Raw genomic sequence first — 21,855 nt, forward strand, 5'->3', positions numbered from 1 at the left:
GCAATGTCAGGATGCATCCAGAAAGTTGCGGTTGACCTGGTCCCAGTTGATGATGTCGAAAAAGGCCTTGATGTAATCCGGCCTCCGGTTCTGGTATTTCAGGTAATAGGCATGCTCCCAGACATCCAGGCCCAGGATCGGGGTTTTCCCGACACTGAGGGGATTGTCCTGGTTGGGGGTTGCCATGACGGCAAGTTTTCCCCGGTCGGCCACCAGCCAGGTCCAGCCCGATCCGAACAGGAGCGCGGCTTTCTGGGAGAATTCCTCCCTGAAGGCCTCAAAGCTGGTGAAGTCCCGGTTGATGGCCTCAATGACGGCGCCGCCCGGTGCGGTCTCTTTTTTGAGCAGGGGCCAGAAGAAGCTGTGGTTGGCATGGCCGCCGCCGTGGTTGCGCACGGCGGTGCGGATTTCTTCGGGCACCCGGGAGAGATCGGAGATCAGTTTTTCCACGGGCAATGCCGCCAGTTCGTCATGGCCCTTGAGGGCGGCGTTGAGTTTATCCACATAGGTCTGGTGGTGTTTGGTGTGGTGGATCTCCATTGTTTTGGCGTCAATAAAGGGTTCCAGCGCATCGTAGTCATATCCGAGTGATGGCAGGGTATGGGGCATGGTTCACCTCCGTATATATAGTTCGCAGACCCGCTGCGATATTTTTATTTTAGATGCAGATTTTTTTCTGCAATCAGGAGAAATATAAGGATGGGTTTGACGAGAGTCAAGGATGGCAGACTGAGTTAGTTAAGAAAGACTTTTTAAAGGTGAATGATAACTATCCCGCCCCGGCCGTAGCCGAAATGGGAAAAGAGGCCGCCGTAGCCCGTGGAAATGCCCCGGTAAAATCTTGAAAAGGGGAGGGTGTAAGGCCTGGGCTGGGAGGGGTCCACGTCCAGGATAATGACCTTTCCGGTGGTCGGGTCAAAGCCCCCCACCGGGGAAATATGGGGGATGTTCAGTTCCTTGACGAAGCTGCCCTGGTCGAAATGGGCGATGACCAGGCAGTCGTCCCGGGTCTGGAACGCCTTCAGGCCGGCAACAATATCCGCTTTGGCCGCCAAGGTGCCTTTGCCGCCCCTGCCCCGGACCACCTCAACCCTGGAATGGGGAATCCTGTAAGCCGTAAGGCTGGCCCGGACCACCTCTGCAAGGATGTCAATGGGAAGCCCCCTTCTGCCGTTGTGGCCGTCGGGTCCCATTCTTTCCTTCCAGTGGGCCGCCCTGACCCGGTCCAGGATCTCTTGCTGGGTGACGGGCCGGTCCAAGGGCATCCGGGTGTGTTCTGCCAGGGTATTGACTGCAGAAACCACCGAGGCCACGGAACATGAGGACTCGTGGAACTGTTTGACATGGTGGCGGAACAGTCCGGCCCTGAGGGTGGGGCCCTTTTTTTCCGACGGTCCCGGGGTGAAATACTCGGCCTGGCCCGGACCGAAACAGCCGGTGCGGGTCAGGCGGTGGAAAGAATAGCGCACCATGAGCAGGATGCGGACGACATATCTGTAGATAAGGGGCATGGCGTTTTGGTTCTCTTCGCAGGCAGGCCGGCCTTACCGCTGGGGAATCAGGGTCTCGGTGCCGCCCATTTTCAACGCCAGTCCCTGGTCCGTATCCTCCAGGCGCCGGACCATTTTAGCCAGGGCCTGCTGGCTGAATTTGATCAGGTGGTCGGGGGCGTCGATATAGAGGCTGTCGTTCCGGATGAACAGGGTGGAAGGATCAAGGGGAAACCTGTCGGTGGTGTTGAGAACCAAAACGATTGTCTCCCCTTCGTTGCCGGTGTCCTTTGATCTGACATCCACCGCAAAAACAGCGGTCTCCTCATAGGGGAAATAGACCTTTTCCTCCCGCTGGTCGTCAATCATCTGACTTAGAAAGTATCCCTGGTTATCCTTTTGGATGGACCGGTTGAAATGGCTGATGATTTTCGGGTGCTCGAACCGGCCGTGTTCGTTGTGCCAGATGCCGTTGCCGTCCATGCGGAAGACGGCTTTTTCTTTGGGGATGACAATGGTTTTGTGGTGCGGGGCCATGCGTTCCTTGTCCTCTCTATTCGGTCTAAATAAATTAGATGGGCTGAACAATCAGCCCCAAAAGAATATTTACCCTAAAACCTGTGGATGGACAAGAATGAACTGGCAAAAGCCCCTTAAAAAACTAGGCGGGAAAGAGCCAGCTCATTATGGAAAAGGAAACGGCCAGGAGCACCGCTACTTTGGTGCATTCCAGGAGTTTGCGCTGCAGCGGGGTGTGGGCCGCCAGAAATCCGTTCCGCCAATAGTCCTGAATACCCGGCCTGGAGTCTTCGCCGGCCACCAGATAACGCATCATTGTGAACCAGTAATTTTTCATTTTTATCTCCTTATGGTGAAAACCTTTACGTTCATTAAAAATCCTGTTGTAAAAGAATATAGTTATGGATACAAAAATAACAGAAGCAGAACCTTTAAAAAAAAAGCAGAGCAGATGTGAAAAACCAAGAGGGAAAATTCCTTTATTCGGATCTGGCGGACAGGATTCAGGCCCGCATTGAAAGCGGGGGATACCGGCTCTCGGAAAAGCTGCCCTCGCTCAGGGCCCTTTGCCGGACCACGGGATACTCCATGACCACGGTGCTTCAGGCCTATGTGGAGCTGGAAAAGCGGGGCATTGTGGAGTCCCGGCACCGGTCCGGGTATTTTATCCGGCCGCGGCGGAAACGGCTGCGGCCCGTGCCGGAAATCCGGGACCACGAGGTGGTGCCCGTCAAGGTGACCATGGACCGGCTGATCCATGAACTCACCCGTGATATGAGCGACCCCGGCGTACTCAAGCTGGGGGGCGTCACCGTGGCCCCGGGGCATCTGCCGGTGAAACGGCTGCACAGCCACCTGCGCACCATTTCCAAAAAAGAGAGCCCCGGGCTCATCGCCGGATATGCCCATCCCCAGGGGGACGGGCTGCTCCGGCACCAGATATCCAACCTGCTTTTTCCCATCCTTCCCCATATTACCCAGGAGGATATCATCATCACCAACGGCTGCACCGAGGCCCTGGACATGAGCCTCAAGGCCGTGGCCGAACCCGGCGCCGCCATCATTGTGGAATCCCCCACAGATCCCTGGCTGAGGCAGATCATCATGGATTCCCGGATGTATGCCCTGGAAATTCCCGCCGATCCGGTCACGGGCATCGACCTGGACCGGATGGCGGCCATACTGGACAGGGAAAAGATCGCCGCCTGCATCATGAACCCCAATTGTCAGAATCCCCTGGGCTTTATCATGCCCGACGACAACAAAAAACGGGCCCTCTCCCTGCTGTCGGCCAGGGGGATTCCCATCATAGAAAACGATATCTGCGGCGACATCTACTTTGGTGCATCCCGGCCCAACCCCGTAAAAAAATGGGATGACCAGGGCAATGTGCTCTATTGCTCCTCCTTTTCCAAGGTGCTGGCCCCGGGGCTGCGCATCGGCTGGGTGGTGCCGGGACGGTTTAAAAAAATCATCAAGCGGATGAAGCTGAACCGCTCTTTGATTTCCCCCACCCTGAACCAGGCCCTGGTGGCCGCCTACCTCAAGGAGGGCACCTATGATCGCCACCTGCGCCGGCTGAGGGAAACCATCCGGCGCCAGCACGGCTATTGCGCCGCCGCCGTCCACCGTTACTTCCCGGCATCCGTTAAAATGACCTCTCCGGCAGGGGGGCTCTCCCTCTGGCTGGAACTGCCCCGGGGGGTGTCCGGCCGGGAGGTTTATTTTGAGGCCAAAAAAAAGGGGATCTCCATTCTCCCGGGGTTTTTATGCTCCAGCTTTGATGCCTTTGAGCGGTATATCCGCATCGGCTACGGCAGGGTCTGGGACCAGGAGGTGGAGGATGCCGTTGCGCAAATCGGAAAGATCGTGTACCAATTGGCCGACAAGAATTCCGTAACCAAGGCATAGGAAACTAATGAATACCCAGGCAACCGTTGACCAGATCAGTATCATGACCATGAACCTCAGGTTCGGCCTGGCCAAGGACGGGGACAACGGCTGGGACCGGCGGCGGGAACTGGTCCGGCGTCTCCTCGGCCGGTATCCGGTTGACCTTATCTGCTTTCAGGAGGTGAACCATTTCCAGGCGGCATTTCTGAAGGAGACCCTGAGCGGGTACGGCCACATCGGCCATTACAACAGGGAGGTCCCCTGGTGGCAGTCCAATATGATTTTTTACCGGGAGGACTGGACCTGCCTGGGCAGCCGCCACCATTTTTTAAGCCACACCCCGGATATCCCCTCAAAGCTTGACGGGTCGAAATGGCCCCGGCAGTGCGTGGTGGGCTGGTTTGAAAAGCAGGGGCAGCAGATCCTGGCGGCCAATACCCATTTTGATTTTGACGCCGGGGTGCAGGCGGAAAGCGCCGGCCTGGTCATGGCGTTTATCGATACCTTCCCCCCGGGGCTGCCGGCCCTGGTCTGCGGGGATTTCAATGCGGAACCGGACTCTCCGGCGGCCGACCGGTTTTCTGCCGGGGGATTCCATGAGGTCTTTTCCGGGGAGGAGATCACCACTTTCCATGAGTTCAAGGGGGGGCGCAATGGCCCCCACATCGACTGGATCCTCTATCGGGGAGGCCTGGAGAAGCAGGGGGCCCGGGTCCTTGACGATGACTTTTCAGGCCGGTTCCCCTCGGACCATTATCCGGTCCAGGCCCGCTTTACCCTTGAGGCCCGGGCCAGATGAGCCCGGAAACAGATGCCGGGATCCTTCCCTTCCATCCCCTGATCCGGGACTGGTTTCTCCGGGCCAAGGGTGCTCCCACGGATGTCCAGGCAGAGGCCTGGCCAAGGATTGCCGCAGGGGAGCATATCCTGGTGACCGCCCCCACCGGCTCCGGCAAGACCCTTACCGCCTTTTTATGGGCCCTGAACCAGCTGGCCACCGGCGCCTGGTCCCGGGGGCAGGTGAGGGTGCTCTACGTATCCCCCCTCAAGGCCCTGAACAATGACATCCGGGAAAACCTCCTAAGCCCCCTGGCTCAGATCCGGGAATCCTTTGAAAGGGCCGGAGAAAATTTTCCCGGAATCCGGGTGCTCACCCGAAGCGGGGATACCCCCCAGGGGGAGCGCCGGAAAATGTACCGCCACCCCCCCGAGATTCTCATCACCACCCCGGAAAGCCTGAACCTGCTGATCAGTTCAACATCCGGCTGCCTCATTCTGGGGGGGATCAAAACCGTTGTGCTGGATGAGGTGCATGCCTGCGCCGGTTCAAAGCGGGGCGTCCACCTGATCACGGCCGTGGACCGCCTGGTCCGGCTATCCGGTGAATTCCAGCGCATTGCCCTGTCCGCCACCCTTGAAAATCCCAGGGCCGTGGCCCGGATGGTGGGGGGATATGAATTGTCCGGCCCGGCCCTGGCCACTGACTATGCCCCCCGGCCCGTGGCATGCATTGCCTCGGATATTCAAAAACAGTATCAAATGAAGATCTGTTTTCCCCGGCGGCCTTTGGAAGAAGACCAGGAAATGGATTTCTCGGTCTGGGATCTGCTGGCCGATGCCTTTTTGGAGCGTATCGAAAAGAACCGGGCCACCCTTTTGTTTACCAACGGCCGCCGGCTGTGCGAAAAGCTGGCCTATAAGATCAACAATGCCGCCGGAAGGCTGGTGGCCTTCGCCCACCACGGGTCTCTTTCCCGGGAGCTGAGGACCGACGTGGAGGAAAAGCTGCGGTCCGGCGGCCTCAAGGCCATTGTGGCCACAAGCTCCCTGGAGATGGGGATTGATATCGGGGAACTGGATGAGGTGATCATGGTCCAGAGCCCCTTTGCCGTTTCCTCGGCGGTGCAGCGCCTGGGCCGGGCCGGCCACCGGGTGGGCATGGAAAGCTGCGGCCGACTCTATCCGGCCCATGCCCAGGACCTCATCCCCAGCGCCGTGCTTGCCCGGGCCGTGGCCCAGGGCGATATCGAGCCCCTGGCCCCCGTGGACGCCCCCCTGGATGTCCTGGCCCAGATCCTGATTTCCATGACCGCCATGGACACCTGGGATGTGGATGAACTCTTCTCTTTTATCCGTTCCTCTGCCCCCTACCACCGCCTGGACCGGGTGCGGTTTGACCTGGTGCTGAACATGCTGGCCGGATATTACGGGGAGACCCGGATCCGTGAGTTGCGGCCCAGGGTCTCCATTGACCGGCTGGACAATCGGGTGGCGGCCAGAAAAGGGGCCCTGCTCTCTTTGTACATGTCCGGGGGGACCATCCCGGACCGGGGATACTATAAGCTGCGCCACGCCGAGACCCGGGTCCGCATCGGGGAGCTGGACGAGGAATATGTCTGGGAGGCCAAGGTGGGGCAGATCGCCACCGTGGGCAGCCAGAACTGGAAAATCACCCGGATCACCCATGACGATGTCTTTGCCCTGCCCGCGGGCCACAGGGGAATGGACGCCCCCTTCTGGCTGGCCGAGGGGCTGGACCGGGATTACCATTTTTCCCGGCGCATCGGCCGTTTCCTTGAAGATATCGATACCGCCCTGGCCGGGGGAAAAGGGCCCGTGGCGGCGCTGGGGGGCACCCTGGTCCGGGATTATGCCATGGATGACGCCTCCGCCGGGGAACTGGTCCGGTTCTGCCGAAGCCAGGCCAGGGCCGCAGCCATTCCCCACCGCCGCCGCATTGTACTGGAATACGTGAGATCCGGCCCCGGGGCTGCCCCGGGCACCATGCTGGTGATCCACACCCTCTGGGGGGGACGGGTGAACCGTCCCTTTGCCCTGGCCCTGGAAGCTGCCTGGACCCAACATTTCGGGGAGCGGCCTGAAATTTTTCCGGGCAACGATGCCGTGATCATCCAGCTGCCCGGACCGGTGGACCCCGACACCCTGTTTTCCCTGGTCACCCGGGAAAACCTGGAATCCATGGTGATGAAGCAATTGGAGTCCTCGGGCTTTTTCGCTGCCCGGTTCAGGGAGTGCGCAGGGCGCGCTCTGCTGGTGACCCGGCATCGGATCAACCAGCGCATGCCCCTGTGGATGACCCGCCTCCAGGCCCAGAAACTCATGGAAAATGTCGTCAAATACCCGGATTTCCCAATACTTCTGGAGACCTGGCGCACCTGCATCAAAGATGAATTTGACATGGCGGCCCTGGGACAGGTGCTGGAGGAATTGGCTGAGGGGCAGATCAATTGGGCCGTTGTCCATACCTCCCGGCCCAGCCCCTTTGCCGCGGCCATGGCCTGGAACCAGATCAACCAGTACATGTACCGGGAAGACCAGCCGGCATCGGCCCGTTCCAGCCTTACAGACGAGCTGATAAAAGGCCTGATCTTTGACGAGGGCCTGCGGCCGGTTCTCCCCCAAAACATCCTTGAGGCCTTTGAACTCAAGCGGCAGCGCCTGGCCCCGGGATATGCCCCGGCCACCCCGGCCGACCTCCTGGACTGGGTCAAGGACCGGGTGGCCATTCCGGAAAAGGAGTGGCAGTTGCTGGAAGCGGGGCTGGAAAAGGAAATCGGCGCCCATGAAGCAGCCGCCCTAATGGCGGCGGTCCGGGACAAGCTGGACCGGATCCCGGGGGGCGGCGGCGACCTGGTTACGGCCCGGGAAAAAACCGGGGATATCCGTTCGGCATGGTACGGGCCCCGGATCGGTGTCAACGGTGATCCGGCCTTTGGAATCGCCCTGTTTTCCCAGTGGATTTCATTCTACGGCCCGGTTTCCCCGGCCTTCTGTACAAGGGTCCTGGGCCTGGATCATGGGCGCCTTGACCTGTTTATTTCCAGCCTTTCTGAAACAAAGGACCTGGTTACCGGCCGTCTGGCAGAGGAGGGCGGGGATGCGGATATCTGCGATGCGAAAAATTTTGAGACCTTGGTCCGCATGCAGAGGAAGGCCTCCCGCCCCGGGGACGAGCCCCTGGAGATCGGCCGGCTGCCCTTTTTTCTGGCCCAAACCCAGGGACTGGTAGGGAGCAACGGCGGCAGAGACCGGCTGGACAGCCTGTTCAGCACCCTGGAACAACTGGCCTGCCTCCCCCTGCCCGCAGGGCTGTGGGAGCGGGAGATCCTGCCGGCCCGGGTAAAGGGATACCATCCGTCCTTTCTGGACAGTGTTTTCCAGGAGGGGGAATTAAGGTGGATGGGGCATGAAAAGGAGCAGGTGCTTTTCTGCTTTGATCCGGATCTGGTTTTTTTTGAACCCGAGGAGGGGGCCGCTTCCTGGGATGGGGTCTTCACCTCCCCGGAGCAGCGGTTTGATTTTTCCACTCTCAAGTCACTCACCCAGCAGCCCGCTCCGGAACTCGCCGCGGACCTCTGGAAAGCGGTGTGGAAGGGGCGGCTTTCCAGTGATAATTTTCTGGCCCTGCGTCGGGGCATCCTCAATAAGTTCAAACTGCCCCGGGATCCGTCCGGGGCTGCCCGGAAAGGCTCCCGCCACAGCCGGCACCGGGGACTGAGGCGGTTCCGGCCCCGGGCCGGGGGCCAGGCGGATATGGCCGGCTTCTGGTTCCGGCCGGAGGGGCTGGGCGCCCCGGCCGGTGACGGCGACCTGGTGGACCGGGAGGAATTAAACAGGGAAAAGGCAAGGCTGCTTCTGGACCGGTACGGGATTTTGTTCCGGGAACTGGCGGCAAGGGAGGCACCGGGATTCCGGTGGGGGGATCTGTTCAAATCCCTCTATCTCATGGAATTGTCCGGGGAGGTGGTGGCAGGCTCCTTTTTCAAGGGGATAGAGGGCCCCCAGTTTATGTCTCCGGGTGCTTTCCGGCGGCTTAAGGCCGGTCCGGACCGGACTGCCGTATTCTGGATGAACGGAATGGACCCGGCCTCCCCCTGCGGCCTGGGGCCTGCGGTCCGCCGCTTAAAGCTGCCCCGGCGGCTGGCCTCCACCCACCTGGTTTACAGGGGGAACGACCTGGTGCTGGTCTCCCTTCGCAGCGGCCGGGAACTTGCCGTCCATGTGCCGCCGGAGGACCCGGGGCTGGCCGGATACCTGGCCCCCCTTCGCCATCTGCTGACCCGGCCCTTTGACCCGCTGCCCCGGGTTACCATCGAAACCATCAACGGCGGGCCGGCAGCGGCAAGCCCCTATAAACATATTTTCCAGGTGGAATTTGAGGTGGATGCCGGCCCCAGGACCCTGGACCTTTTCCAAAGGAGAGACCATGAGCCCCCGAAGTAAATCAGAAAATGATTCAACGCATACACCGGGTAACCTGCCTGAAGACAGGGATGATCGCCTTAATCCCTATGCCATTGACCGGATTACGGAAAAAATCGGGGTGCTGACCCGGCGGGAGACAGAGGCCCGTATCCTCATCCCCGTCATTGAATCCCTGGGGGAGGCCCTGGGCCGGGACAGGGTGGTTGAAATCGTCAGCCAGACCATTATGGGGATCGCCCGGGACCAGGGCCGGGAACTGGCCGCGGCCATGGGAGGAAATACCCCTGACCATTTCAGGGAGGCCCTGAAGTTCTGGACCCGGGACAATGCCCTGGAAATAAAAGTGGATGAAATCAGCGACACCCGGCTGAAGTTCCGGGTGACCCGGTGCCGGTATGCAGAGATGTACAGGGCCCTGGGCGCCGCCGGCCTGGGCCAAGTGTTTTCCTGCAACCGGGACGGGGCGCTCATGGAAGGGTTCAATCCCGGGGCGAGGATGATACGGCCCGCCACCATAATGGCCGGGAATGACTGCTGTGAATTTGACTACCAATTCCCTGAACCCGGGCAGGAAAATATATGACCATGCCGTCCGGAATTGATCTGCTGCCCCCGGGCCTGGAGAAAATGGCCGGCGTCGCCGCCCTGCCCGTGGTTGATGTACTGCCCGAACTGGACAGGGCATTGGCGGTCCGGAAGCGGGCCCTGGTCCAGGCCCCGCCCGGGGCCGGCAAGACCACCCTGGTCCCCCTGGCCCTTCAGAACAGACCCTGGCTGGAGAAGAAAAAAATTATCATGCTGGAGCCCCGGCGTCTGGCGGCCCGGGCCTGTGCCGCCCATATGGCGGGGCTTCTGGGGGAGAAACCCGGCCAGACCGTGGGGTTCCAGGTCCGCATGGACCGGTGCATCGGGCCTGCCACCCGGGTTGAAATCATCACCGAAGGCATCCTGACCCGGCGGATCCAGTCCGACCCCGGACTGGAAGGCGTGGGCCTGCTTATTTTTGACGAATTCCACGAACGCCACATCCACGGGGACCTGGGGCTGGCCCTCAGTCTGGAGGCGGCGGAGGTCTTTAATCCGGACCTGAGGATTCTGGTCATGTCCGCCACCATGGATACCCGGGCCCTTTCCACCATGATGGCGGATGCCCCGGTGATCCATTCGGAAGGGAAAACCTGGCCCGTGACCACCCACTACCTGGAAGGGGTGCCCGGGCCTGCCACCGGGCAGGCAGGGAGGGCCGGACGGTTCCGGGCCCGGCCCGGCGACAAGGCCGGGGAGATCCTCGGCCCCTGCTTCAGAACCGTGGTCAACGCCCTGGGGCAGGAGGAGGGGGACATCCTGGTATTCCTTCCCGGCGCCGCCCAGATCCGGGCCATGGCCGATGCCCTGGGGGAAAAGCTAAAGGGGGATAAGACCATCGGGGTGCATCCGCTTTTCGGCAACCTGCCGCCGGCGGCCCAGGCCTCGGCCATTGCCCCCTCGCCGCCGGGCCGGCGTAAGATCGTCCTGGCCACCCCCATTGCCGAAACCTCCCTGACCATCCAGGGGGTTCGGGTGGTGGTGGATTCCGGCCTGGCCAATGCCCCGCGGTTTTCTCCGGGCCGGGGCATGACTCGGTTGGAGACCCTTGCCGTATCAAAGGCCTCGGCAGACCAGCGCCGGGGCCGGGCCGGCCGGACCGGGCCCGGGGTATGCTACCGGCTCTGGTCCCGGCACCTGCACCAGGGGCTGGTCCCCTTTAACCGCCCGGAAATCCTCAATGCCGACCTGGCCCCCCTGGCCCTTGAACTGGCCCGGTGGGGGGTGGCGGATCCCGGCGATTTAAAATGGCTGGATCTGCCTCCCCAAACTAGCTTCAAGGCCGCCGTCACCCTGCTCAAACAGCTGGAGGCCCTGGACGGACAGGGCCGGATCACCGCCCACGGCCAGGCGCTCACCGAAGCCGGTACCCATCCCCGGCTGGCCCATATGATTCTCAAGGGAAAGGACCTGGGCAAAGGGTTCACCGCCTGCTGCCTGGCCGCCCTGGTGGAGGAGCGGGATTTTGTCTCCCCGGGACGGGCGGCCGCGGATCCGGATGCGGGGCTGCGCCTGGAAATCCTGGACGGCCTGGCCCGAAAAGGCCGCCGGGAGGGGGCAGGCGTTCATTTGAGCCGGGCAAAAGGCGTGCTGGACCGGGCCGGGCAATTGGCAAAACAGTTCAGGATCAAGGAAAGGAAAATTGACACTGCCGGCGCCGGAAGGCTGCTGGCCTTTGCCTGGCCGGAACGGATTGCGAAAAAACGTTCCCCGGGTTCCCTTGCCTACCTGGCCGCCTCGGGGGCCGGCCTTTTTTTCCGGTCGGACAATCCTGTTTCCAGCCGGGAGTTCATGGTGGCAGTCCATGTGGACGGAAATCCCAAAAACGCGGCGGTTTTTCTGGCGGCCGCCTATGATGCGGATGATCTGGAGCGGGATTTCGCCGGGGCCGTAGACATTCAGGACAGGGTTTTCTGGAACCGGGAAAAGGGGGCGGTGTCCGCCCTGTCCCGGACCCTGTACGGGCGGCTGGTGCTCCGGGAGCGGCCCATGGCCCGTCCCGATCCCGCAGCGGTGAAATCGGCCCTTATCCAGGGGATTGCAGACGCCGGACCGGCCAGCCTGGCCTGGCCCAAAGCCGCCGCTGCCTTCAGGCTCCGGGTGGGATTTTTAAGAACCCTGGATGATCCGGTTTTCAAAGGGCTGCCCGATCTGTCGGATGGCGGCCTGGCCGGTTCCCTGGAGACCTGGCTGGGGCCGTTTCTGGACGGGATCACCTCCCTGGCCGGCCTGAAACAGGTGGACCTGGACGGGGCCCTGAAGGGGCTGTTCTCCTGGGAGCAGCTTCAGCTGGTGGATGCCCATGCCCCCACCCATATAACGGTGCCTTCGGGCTCCAGGATTCCCATCCGGTACGGGGATGAAAACGGTCCCCTGGCATCCCCGGTGCTGGCGGTGCGGCTGCAGGAGATGTTCGGGCTGACGGCCACCCCGGCCCTGGCCCGGGGGCGGGTGCCCCTCACCCTTCACCTGCTTTCGCCGGCCTCCCGGCCGGTTCAGATCACCCGGGACCTTGCCAATTTCTGGCGACACACCTATAAAGAGGTGAAGAAAGATCTCATGGGCCGCTATCCCAAGCATTACTGGCCGGAGGATCCGGAAAATGCAGTGCCCACGGCCAGGGCAAAGCCCAGGAAAAAATAAAGGAGAATCACGATGAGAATTGAACAGCCCGGTCCTGTGACTCCCCGGATTACCCTGCTGGGGCGGAATGAATCCTGTGTCTACCTGGTGGACGGCGGGGATGAATACGCCCTGCTGGGGGGCGGAATGACCTATATCGTACCGGATATCCTCCGCCAGATTGATGAACTGGGGGTTGACCCGGAAAAGATCCGCAGGCTGGTGATCCACCATTCCCATTTTGACCATGTGGGCATCGTGCCCCGGCTCAAGGCGCTCTGGCCCTGGATGGCGGTGACGGCATCGGTGCGGGCAAAGGAGATGCTGGCCCGGCCGGATGTGGTCGGGGCCATCTCCTCCCTGAACCGGATGCTGCTGCCTGATACCGCGCCGGACGAATTGAAAAAGAGCCTGGACATCACCACCATTGGGGTAGACCGGACCGCGGGGGACGGGGACCTGGTGCCCTGCGGGGACCTTGACCTGGAGATGATAGAGGTCCCCGGCCATTCCTCCTGTTCCATGGCGGTGTATATCCCGGCCGAAAAGGTGCTCAGCCCATCGGATGCCGGCGGGATTCCCTACGGGGAGGATATCTTTGCCGCAGCCAATTCCAATTTTGACGCATACCAGGCCAGCCTTGAAAAGATGGCGGCCTATGAGGTTGAGGTGGTGCTGGCTGAACATTACGGGGCCGTGGCCGGAGACGCGGGCCGGGGATTCATGGCAAAATCCATTGTCCGGGCCCGGGAGATGCGGGCCCTGCTTGAGGAGACCTACGGCCGTTGCCGGGATGAGAAAAAGGCGGTGGCGGCACTCCTGGAAGAGATTTCCAGCCGGGCATCGGGATATTTTCTGCCCCGGGAGGTGATGGAGATGGTGCTGGGCCAGATGGTCCGGTTCATGGCAAAACAGTTCGGAGACCGGAAATGAAGGGGCCGGCCGCCGGCCGCTCCAGGGAACTGCTGGCCGCACACATGGAAAAGGCAAGGTCCCTGCTGGACGATTTCCTGGAGAACCACGGGGTGAGCCTGCCCGTGCTGGGAAAGGCCATGGAGGAGTTTACCCACACCGTATTCGATCTCCCCGAAGAAACGGCCTGCCAGGCAGGTTGCGCCCATTGCTGCCATCTTAGAGTGGGGCTGTCCATCCCTGAGCTGCTGGTGATTTTTTATGAGCTCCAGGGCCAGGCCACCCCCGAGGGCCTGGTATATTTTAGGTCCAGGATACAGGAGATCCTCTCCAAGGGAGATACCCTGACCGAAACGTTCTGGCATGAATCCCGGACACCCTGCCCCTTTCTGGATGACCGGCGCCGCTGCCTGATCTATGCCATCCGCCCCTTTTCCTGCCGGGCCTACCACTCCACGGACGAGGCGGTCTGCCGGCAGGGCTTTGAGCAGGGGCGGGAGGTCCGGGTGCCCTGTTTCCCCCTTTACCGGGCCTGCACGGACATGTATTCCTCTGTCTTTATCAAGGTGCTGGCGGACAAGGGCTTTCCCTCGTTCCAGGTGGGGCTGGTCAAGGGGCTGGATATATTGTTCAGCGACGACACGGCAGCCCGGCGCTGGCTGGCGAAGGAGGATGTGTTTTCAGGGGCCGGACTCTAACCCTTAACGCCTTTAACAAAGTTTCTGATGAGACGGCCGGCCAGGGTATAGCTGTCGGGAATCAGGGGAAGGTCGCCCGCATTGAACCAGGCGGCTTCGGCGATTTCTCCGGGATCGATTTTAATCTCCCCGCCCCGGTATTCCGCAGTGAAACCGATCATGAGGCTGTCCGGGAAGGGCCAGGGCTGGCTTTGTGAATACCGGACACGGTCCACCCGGATTTGGGTTTCCTCGTAGACCTCTCTTCTGACGCATTCTTCAAGGGTTTCCGAGGGGGAAACAAAGCCGGCCAGTACCGAAAACATCTCCTTATTGGGAAAATTGACCCCGCGGGCCAGGAGAATTTCATCCCCCCGGGTGACGGACATGATCACGGCCGGGGATATCCTGGGGTAGGCGGTCTGGCCGCAGGCGGGGCAGATCCTTGCATGCTCGCCGGTTTTGGGTTGGGTGGGGGTGCTGCATCTGCCGCAGAATTTGAAATTGGTATGGAGGTCCAGGACCTGGCGGCCGTACCCCAGGGCCAGCCTGAGGCCCTCATCGGCCCGGTTGAAAAAGGACCTGAGCCTGATACGGGAAAAGGGCGGTACCGGGTCTTTCCAGAATTCAGGATGCGGGGCCGCACAATAACAGGGCATTTTTCCCAGATATCCGAAAAAGTAACTGGGGGCGTGGCAGAGGGCCGCGGCCTCCTCCCTCTCCAGGCAGGGGAGGGTTTCTCCGGGGGCGGCCGCCATATACAGGTCGTCCAGGAGAACGTAAAAGGCCTTGCCCCGGCCAGGGACCGGCCCGGGGAGTGATGCGCTAAAGTTCATGGGCTCTGGTACCACAGCAGGCCGGTTCTGTCCAGTCTCTTCCGGGCACAGGGCCATCACCGTTTTGTGGCCGATGGCAATCCTAACCCGTTTCGCTGATATTCGCAGTACCTGGCATTGATAGCTTTCTCAGGGTCAGAAAATAAAGCGCTGCAACGACAATTCCCTTTAAAACACTGCTGATGCTGATGCACCACCATACGCCGGCATAGGCAAATGCCGTATAATTGACCACAAACAGCGCCGCAGGCACCCTAAGCCCCGTGAAAAGGACACTCGTAATCGAAGGTGGTTTTGATTTGCCCAGTCCGTAAAACCCTCCGGCAGAAGTGATTTCAATGCACATAAAAATCTGCGAAACTGCCAGTATTTTAAGGTAAAGGACGCCGGTGTCACGCATCTCAATTTCTTTTGTGAACAAAGAAAAAACCGCTTCTCCAAAGAAGAAAAACGCAATGGTTGCAATCAGGCCGAGACTCAGACTCAAAAGAAGAATGATGTAATACCCTTTCCTGATTCTGTCATAGTTTGCAGCCCCGTAGTTCTGACCGGTAAAAGCGCCAAGTGCTGTGGAAAAGCCAAGGGCCGTGTTCCATGACAGCGCCTCGATGCCTGCACCCACATTCTGAACGCCCAAAGGGATCGTCCCGTATGCAGAGACGATTCTTCCGATGCACATGGAGAACAGGCAGAAGGCCACCGAATGGATGGTTATGGGAATTCCGATTTTAAAAATCCGCCTGAGAACTTTTTTAATCAAGGGGTTAAACAGTTGAATACCCGGAATCACGGAGTTGCGTGATTTCAACTTGAATATGAATATGGAAAACACAAGCGTATTTGCGATCACAGTGGCGATGGCAGCCCCCAGGGCACCCAGCGCCGGGATAAACATGAATCCAAAAATAAAAATGGGATCCAAAATAATGTTTACCCCAAGCCCCATGGAATTGACAATAAAGGGGGTTTTACTGTTGCCAAACCCGATATGAATGGCACTGAGGACCGGGTTGATCACGGCAAAGCACATTCCAAAAGAGACGATTCTCAGGTAGGAAACAGCCTTGGTCATGACATCTGCTTCCAGGGTGAAAAACTGAAGCAGGGTTCCGGAAAAAACAAGGATAAGCAGGTTTAATAGTATGGAACCATAAAGGCTGATCGTCAGCGCATTTTCCGATACCTGCCTTGCCATGGTCATATCTTTTCTGCCGACGGCCTGGGAGACCAGGGCTTCAGTCCCTGATTTCGTACAATAAAAAATGGACATCAGAAGCCAGAGGAAGAATCCCGCTGTGGTGACGGCCGTAACCGTTGCAGGCCCTGTCCTGCCGAGCCATATGACGTCGGTCAGGTTATAGGCCATCTGAATGAAGGATGTGCCTATAATCGGTAGGGAAAGTTTAATCAGTTTTGATAATATGGGCCCTTGGGTTAAATCTGTTCCGTGCCTCATGCTGCCTTCTCTTCAATTGCAAAAACAGGAAAAATGGAGTTGATAGGCCTGGGGTTCCTCACCTTCGGCTTAAGAGTCATCATCCAACGATAATTGCCGGAACAATAAATAGCAGATTAAGAACAAAATGGTAAGACACGATGCCCCTTTAAACATCAAATTCACCAAGGATGAAATCAACTCTGAAATTCCTTTACACAGGTCAGGAATGTTGATATGGGGGCGGCAGATATAAATAGTATAGTCGCGGCAAAGCCGATGAACCAAATTGGGGCCGCTTGGAAAGTGAGGATAATGAATCTCAAACGGATAATACGGTGGCTTGCAGTTGGCGCAATAGGCGTACCTGTCATATTTTCTCTTATTTTTGTGGGACTGCTTGAAATAACCGAGAGACAATGGTTGGGCAAGGCACCCGAGCATGGGGCGACCAATGTCCGTCTGTTGGAGACACATCAGATCTCCCTGCTGGATGTCGGCATGGACTCCCTGGCCACCCGGCTTCAGGTGATTGAGCAGGCAAAACGCTCCATCGACCTTGAATTCTTTATCTATGAACTGGACACCGCGAGCAGGCTCATTAGTAATGCGCTTGCCCGCAGAGCCAGAGAAGGCCTGCAGGTCCGGGTGCTTGTCGATTTTGCCCGTCCGGTTTTCAAACTGAGGCCGGTCTTTGCCCGAAAATTACAGGCCGCCGGTGTTCAGGTCCGCTATTATAATACTGCAGGGCTCCTGCGTTTTTTTAGCGTACAGCACAGAACTCACAGAAAGATGCTGGTAGCCGACAACGAGATAGCGATCGTGGGCGGGCGAAATATTGGAGATGATTATTTCGACCTCTCCCATGACTACAATTTTATTGATAGCGATATTTGGATAAAAGGAAACATTGTTGGATCAATTGCAAAGAGCTTTGACCTGTATTGGGCTTCTGAGTGGACGGAGCCGCCACAGTATGAAAAAGGAGAAATCAGCGATGAAGAGCTGCTCCGACAGGCCGACGACAAAGAGGACGCTCTTGCCTGGATCCGGGATGAAGATGGGGATGAAACGCTGAGGCAGGCACTTCTTGATCGCCGGGCCATGTCGAAAATCCACGAGTGCTCGGATGTTCAATTCATCACGGATCATCCCGGTTCAGGGGTCGAGAATAGAGTTGTCTATCGTGCCATGGTTGAACTTGCCCGGGAGGCGAAACAGATCATACGGTTGGAGACCCCCTATTTTATTTTGAGAAAGGATGGACTGGAAGACCTTCGTAATGTCAGCCGGCGGGGCGTCACACTGGATGTCCTTACCAACAGTCTGTATTCGACAGATGCTTATTATACCGTCGCCGCTCTGCTGCCAACGCTGGACGAGCTGAAAGAATTGCCCACACTGAATCTTTTCGCCTATAAGGGAGGGGAGCTGGTTAAACAAAACGGTAATTCCAAACACGCCCAAAAAAAAGTTGTGCGTTGGGGGGTGCATGCCAAAAGAGCCATCATCGACGATCAAGTCCTCGTTGTAGGGACCTATAATATTGATCCCCGATCAGCCAATCTCAATTCCGAACTCGTTATCGTCTGCAGGGGAAACACAGATTTGGCAAGGGAGGCAACCCGGAGCTTTGAACTGCGAAGAGGTGCCGCCCGGCATATTATCGGAGGCATGAACGCTTCAGGGGCACAGGGCCTGGTGGCTGATGTGGAAAAGGAGAAGCGTTGGATGACCTATGGGATCATGCCCTTTGCCATATTGTTTGACTTTCTTCTCTGATGCGTCAAAAATCTACCAAATTTCCTCGACGGCAACATATTGGGGCAGGTTTTCCCATTGAAGCGTCCTTGTATGCCGGATGATGCGGATGCTCTGAACGCAAATAAATTATCCTGTCTTTTTCCCAGAGCATTAAATTGATTGTCGCATTTTTTTTCTGCCTGAAAATAAAAAGAGATTTGATAATGAATAAAAAATTTGATAGCAGAGACAATCTCTTAGTAACCACCATGAAAAGGGTTTGATAATATGTCTTTCAAGTTTGTACTATTATTTTCACTGACTGTATTTATTGCCTCAATCATACCGGGGCCGAGCATGTTATTGGCTTTAACTCACGGTATGCGTTACGGGGCCAGACGAACTATGGCATCCGCTATGGGAAATGTGACGGTCACATTGATTCAAGCATCTGTTTCCATTATCGGCCTGGGAACAGTTTTAATTGCTTCTGAAACAATATTCCAATTCATCAAGTGGGCGGGGGCTGCATATCTTATCTATATGGGTATAAGCATGCTATGTTCATCAGAAAAATTACTCTCGCCAGGAGAATTAAGTCAATACGATAAACGTGACTCCTTATTAAGGATGTATCTGCAGGCTGCCTTTGTTACTGCAGGGAACCCCAAAGCAATTATATTTTTTGCCGCAGTCTTTCCCCAGTTCATCAAGACGGATGCCGCCTATCTGGTTCAATCCTGCATACTTTTAGGAACTTGTGCACTTATTGCATTCTGCTGCTTTATGATTTATGCAATAGGCGGTCAGAAAATCGCCTCACTGTTTTCCAAAGCCGCAGTTGGGAAATATATAAAAAAAATTGCCGGAGGTACTTTTATCGGAGCAGGTATTGGCCTTGCAGTGAGTCATGAATAAATACATCACTCGGCGCTACACATAGGCGAAAATTAGTCCGCTTCGCTGCCCACCTTAACCTTCTTATTTCGGAGAGCTTGTCTTCAAGAATCAGTTTAATACTGGATTGATTCTGACTTTGTTAACTGATTTGGTTGCCTATAGCCTTGGTCGGTGATTGTGTTTTTTTAAATCTGATGACGTATCAAGGGAGTTATGGGTGATAAACCCTGACATCAATTGGAGAAGTTTATGGAAAAGATAATCATAATACAACATTGCCAATCAGAGCATCATATCAATAATTTAACTGGTGGATGGACGGATACACCATTAACTGAGACAGGGAAAACTCAGGCCGATCAAATTAGTAAACGGATTTGTAATATTCAAAATATTTCTCAATACAAATTTATCTCTTCAGATTTATTACGAGCAAAACAAACAGCAGAAATTATTCATAATTGTATCAAACTTCCCTTTATTGAGGATAAACGATTACGAGAAATAAATAATGGAGATGCTGCATGGAAAACTAAAGATTGGGCAAAGAATAACAGAAATCCGCGGAGCAAAGAAAGTTTTGATATAAATTATCGAGAATATAAAAATGGAGAAACTTGGATAGATTTTTTTTACAGAATTGCTGAATTTATGGATATGCTTTGTTCCTTAAATGAAAGCTCAGCTATTTTAGTTACTCATGGCTGTGCTTTGAATTATATAATTGCATGGTGGTTAAATTTTGATTTAAAATTACTTGAGAAATCATATTTTTCAGCAAGTCCTGGAAGCATTTCAATATTGGATACAAACTCTTATGGTCAACATGCATTAAAACTGATGAACTGTACAAAGCACTTATGATAGAAGGATTTGTACAATGATGGTATTCATGTAATAGTCGGTTCATTGAATGTTGTAAACAGGGCAGGCATTGATAACACCCCTCAGACTTATTGAATTATGATGTATCCTGAATGGCGGTTAGATTTAAGGCCACCTCTAATAATCGTCTTTTGTTTCGATTTCTTCGTTGCAGGATCTTTGGCATATTTTCTGCTTTCTGCAAGCCCCCCTGAAAACAAAGTTGCCCTTCAAGACCTTTTCAAACCCGTTACTTCTTCCCTTTCCAGAGTATTTTTCTAACCTCTTCTTGTTGAATTTTTAAATTAAAACAGATTATAATTCAACATACAGTACTGTTTGCCGTGCTTAGAGTTTTATGAAATTACCCACATATCCGAACCGTAACAGCTAAAAAATTGCAGGTGACGCGTATGAAAATTCGCATAATAATGTTTTTAGTTTCCCTTGGAATTCTTGATGCTTTCTCCGCCAGTCCTTCAAAGACTCAAATTATCCGATTGGTACAGAATGAACGTTTTCCAATGGCATCGGCAAGTCTCCCCTATGGCGGGTTTGCATGCAGGGTTGCTAAAGAAGCCTTTGCACTTCACGGACATAAAATGACCATTGCCTGGCATCCTACGAAACGGGTACTGATAATGGTGAAAAAAGGCGCCGCTGATATGTCTTTGGGATGGCGGAAAACACCGGAACGGGAATCTTCCTTTACTTTCAATGACGCCCCTTTGATTTCGTCAGCAACCAGCTTTTATTATCTCAAGGGCACAGATTTTACCTGGAATACCATCCAGGATCTTTCCATGTTCAGGATTGGATACCGTATAGGGGCCAAGACCGTGCCAAAAGCGTTTTGGGACGCTGTAAACTCCGGTGACCTGGTGCTGGATAAAGTGGCGACAGATCAACTGAATGTAAAAAAACTTATGACCCGCAGGATTGATGTGATGATCGGAAACCCCATCACAACCCCCTTTCTTTTGAAAAAAATGCTGACCCCTGAACAGCAGTCACAAATTACAGTCCACCCCAAGCCCCTTCTTGAAGATAAATATTATGCCGTGTTTAACAAACAATTTTCCCCTAAGCTTATCCAGACCTTTGATGACGGCATTCGGCAGCTGCGGGAAAACGGATTATTTGAAAAATGGCGCATCGAGGCACTGCAACAATGACAGCACATTATAAATCACCATATTAAACAGGAGGAGGAAGGGATGGTTTATAAAATCAAAAGGATAGCAATTGTTCTTTTTGTCTTATTTGCTGCAATTCAATGCGCCAACGGACAAGAGATTAAAACACTCTCCGCCACGACACTTTTGAATTTTGCACCCCATGCTTTTCCCCTCCCCGGCTCTGATAAAAATCTGATGAATGAGGTGATAAAACCGGGAAACGATTCAAGGCGGCTTCAAGTATATGCCTGGGATGTCTTCAGGGAATCACTGCATGCAATGGGCTATACTCAGGCCGTGGAAAAGCTGACTCAATGACGTTCTAACTAAAAAAACAGATATTGTTTTCCCCGCCTCATGGAACAAGGAACGCGACAGGCTTTTTGATTTTTCAAAAGAGCATATCAACAAAGTCGACTATGTGTTTTTTTCCTGAATGAGAATGATGCAGCGAACTGGGTCAATCCTGCGGAGATACCGTTACAACTGCCCATTTAAGTTTTTTTACTTCTTGAAGATAAAGCAGGTATTGATAGACTTCCCCTTCGCTGATGCTGTCTGGGGATCGATGATAATATTTTGCAAGATCCTCAACCGCATGAAGGTATAGTTTTTGGGTGGCACTGGAAAATCTGCGCAATTTTATGTCGTCTATCATTTTTTGTCTCAATGGTGTCATTTGACTCTCCTTTGCTGTGGGTTAAAAAATAACAACAAAGGAAAAATAGACTTATTCGACAAAATTTATCGAGGGTGGGGATTATGGTAGGGGGGATTTGAAGTAGCGATATTCGCTGGGTGGTGGGAGAAACACCACCGCAAAGCGGTTTAGTTCAATACCGGACAAAGTCGATATCGGGTGAATCAATTAAATCTCTTGAGCTAAACCTGAAGAGAAAAATGTGCAAACCAGATTTTTCATACTCTATGGAAATTGTATTGAACCCCTTGTTTATAAGTAGTTCCACAGTTTCA

At 55.6% G+C, this 21,855-nt stretch carries 19 protein-coding genes; 12 read left to right on the plus strand and 7 right to left on the minus strand.

Features of this window, described 5'->3' with window-relative positions:
• Window positions 1-6: 6 nt before the first annotated feature.
• The 4 genes from HUN04_15230 to HUN04_15245 form a co-directional block, all read right to left on the minus strand.
• The gene (locus HUN04_15230; protein ID WDP90972.1) at window positions 7-609 is read right to left on the minus strand and encodes a superoxide dismutase; all 603 of its coding nucleotides are present in this window, start codon (window positions 607-609) and stop codon (window positions 7-9) included.
• Window positions 610-752: 143 nt separating this feature from the next.
• Complete coding sequence (locus tag HUN04_15235; GenBank protein ID WDP90973.1) at window positions 753-1,511, minus strand: phytochelatin synthase; 759 nt, start codon at window positions 1,509-1,511, stop codon at window positions 753-755.
• A 33-nt stretch (window positions 1,512-1,544) separates the two neighbouring features.
• Complete coding sequence (locus HUN04_15240) at window positions 1,545-2,027, minus strand: MFS transporter permease (GenBank protein WDP90974.1); 483 nt, start codon at window positions 2,025-2,027, stop codon at window positions 1,545-1,547.
• A 124-nt stretch (window positions 2,028-2,151) separates the two neighbouring features.
• The gene (locus tag HUN04_15245) at window positions 2,152-2,346 is read right to left on the minus strand and encodes a hypothetical protein (protein ID WDP90975.1); all 195 of its coding nucleotides are present in this window, start codon (window positions 2,344-2,346) and stop codon (window positions 2,152-2,154) included.
• A 116-nt stretch (window positions 2,347-2,462) separates the two neighbouring features.
• On the opposite strand from HUN04_15245, the gene HUN04_15250 reads away from it, so the two are divergent.
• From HUN04_15250 to HUN04_15280, 7 genes are all read left to right on the plus strand, one after another.
• Window positions 2,463-3,920: a PLP-dependent aminotransferase family protein gene (locus HUN04_15250; protein ID WDP90976.1), complete on the plus strand. Its 1,458-nt coding sequence runs from the start codon at window positions 2,463-2,465 to the stop codon at window positions 3,918-3,920.
• Window positions 3,921-3,927: 7 nt separating this feature from the next.
• Window positions 3,928-4,701, plus strand: a complete 774-nt coding sequence (locus tag HUN04_15255; GenBank protein ID WDP90977.1) for an endonuclease/exonuclease/phosphatase family protein — start codon at window positions 3,928-3,930, stop codon at window positions 4,699-4,701.
• Entirely contained in the window at window positions 4,698-9,146 is a 4,449-nt protein-coding gene (locus HUN04_15260; protein WDP90978.1) for a DEAD/DEAH box helicase, read from the plus strand. Before HUN04_15255 ends, HUN04_15260 begins: the two co-directional genes overlap by 4 nt.
• 100 nt (window positions 9,147-9,246) lie before the next feature.
• A complete protein-coding gene (locus tag HUN04_15265; protein ID WDP93306.1) occupies window positions 9,247-9,711 on the plus strand; it encodes an L-2-amino-thiazoline-4-carboxylic acid hydrolase in 465 nt (154 codons plus the stop codon).
• On the plus strand, window positions 9,708-12,356 hold the full coding sequence (gene hrpB / locus HUN04_15270; GenBank protein WDP90979.1) for an ATP-dependent helicase HrpB: 2,649 nt from the start codon (window positions 9,708-9,710) through the stop codon (window positions 12,354-12,356). Before HUN04_15265 ends, hrpB begins: the two co-directional genes overlap by 4 nt.
• A 12-nt stretch (window positions 12,357-12,368) precedes the next feature.
• Window positions 12,369-13,268, plus strand: a complete 900-nt coding sequence (locus tag HUN04_15275; protein WDP90980.1) for an MBL fold metallo-hydrolase — start codon at window positions 12,369-12,371, stop codon at window positions 13,266-13,268.
• A complete protein-coding gene (locus HUN04_15280) occupies window positions 13,265-13,945 on the plus strand; it encodes a YkgJ family cysteine cluster protein (protein ID WDP90981.1) in 681 nt (226 codons plus the stop codon). The genes HUN04_15275 and HUN04_15280 overlap by 4 nt, the downstream gene beginning before the upstream one ends.
• Here HUN04_15280 and nudC read toward each other — a convergent pair.
• Window positions 13,942-14,760, minus strand: coding sequence for an NAD(+) diphosphatase (gene nudC, locus HUN04_15285; GenBank protein ID WDP90982.1), 819 nt, complete (start codon window positions 14,758-14,760; stop codon window positions 13,942-13,944). The genes HUN04_15280 and nudC overlap by 4 nt on opposite strands.
• A gap of 82 nt (window positions 14,761-14,842) precedes the next feature.
• On the minus strand, window positions 14,843-16,126 hold the full coding sequence (locus tag HUN04_15290; protein WDP90983.1) for an MATE family efflux transporter: 1,284 nt from the start codon (window positions 16,124-16,126) through the stop codon (window positions 14,843-14,845).
• Between the two features lie 306 nt (window positions 16,127-16,432).
• Here HUN04_15290 and HUN04_15295 point away from each other — a divergent pair, with 306 nt between their 5' ends.
• From HUN04_15295 to HUN04_15315, 5 genes are all read left to right on the plus strand, one after another.
• Entirely contained in the window at window positions 16,433-17,977 is a 1,545-nt protein-coding gene (locus HUN04_15295; protein ID WDP90984.1) for a phosphatidylserine/phosphatidylglycerophosphate/cardiolipin synthase family protein, read from the plus strand.
• Window positions 17,978-18,226: 249 nt separating this feature from the next.
• Window positions 18,227-18,856: a LysE family translocator gene (locus HUN04_15300; GenBank protein WDP90985.1), complete on the plus strand. Its 630-nt coding sequence runs from the start codon at window positions 18,227-18,229 to the stop codon at window positions 18,854-18,856.
• Window positions 18,857-19,087: 231 nt separating this feature from the next.
• Window positions 19,088-19,702 carry a histidine phosphatase family protein gene (locus tag HUN04_15305; GenBank protein WDP90986.1) on the plus strand — a complete coding sequence of 205 codons (615 nt, stop codon included), beginning with the start codon at window positions 19,088-19,090 and terminating at the stop codon, window positions 19,700-19,702.
• Between the two features lie 413 nt (window positions 19,703-20,115).
• Window positions 20,116-20,877 (plus strand): transporter substrate-binding domain-containing protein, encoded by a 762-nt coding sequence (locus tag HUN04_15310; GenBank protein WDP90987.1) that lies wholly within the window; start codon window positions 20,116-20,118, stop codon window positions 20,875-20,877.
• 42 nt (window positions 20,878-20,919) lie between these two features.
• Window positions 20,920-21,198: a hypothetical protein gene (locus tag HUN04_15315; GenBank protein WDP90988.1), complete on the plus strand. Its 279-nt coding sequence runs from the start codon at window positions 20,920-20,922 to the stop codon at window positions 21,196-21,198.
• A gap of 142 nt (window positions 21,199-21,340) precedes the next feature.
• On the opposite strand, the gene HUN04_15320 is transcribed toward HUN04_15315, so the two are convergent.
• Entirely contained in the window at window positions 21,341-21,559 is a 219-nt protein-coding gene (locus tag HUN04_15320) for a phage integrase N-terminal SAM-like domain-containing protein (protein ID WDP90989.1), read from the minus strand.
• Window positions 21,560-21,855: the final 296 nt, after the last annotated feature.

This window comes from Desulfobacter sp., from assembly GCA_028768525.1.
Classification (GTDB): Bacteria; Desulfobacterota; Desulfobacteria; order Desulfobacterales; family Desulfobacteraceae; genus Desulfobacter.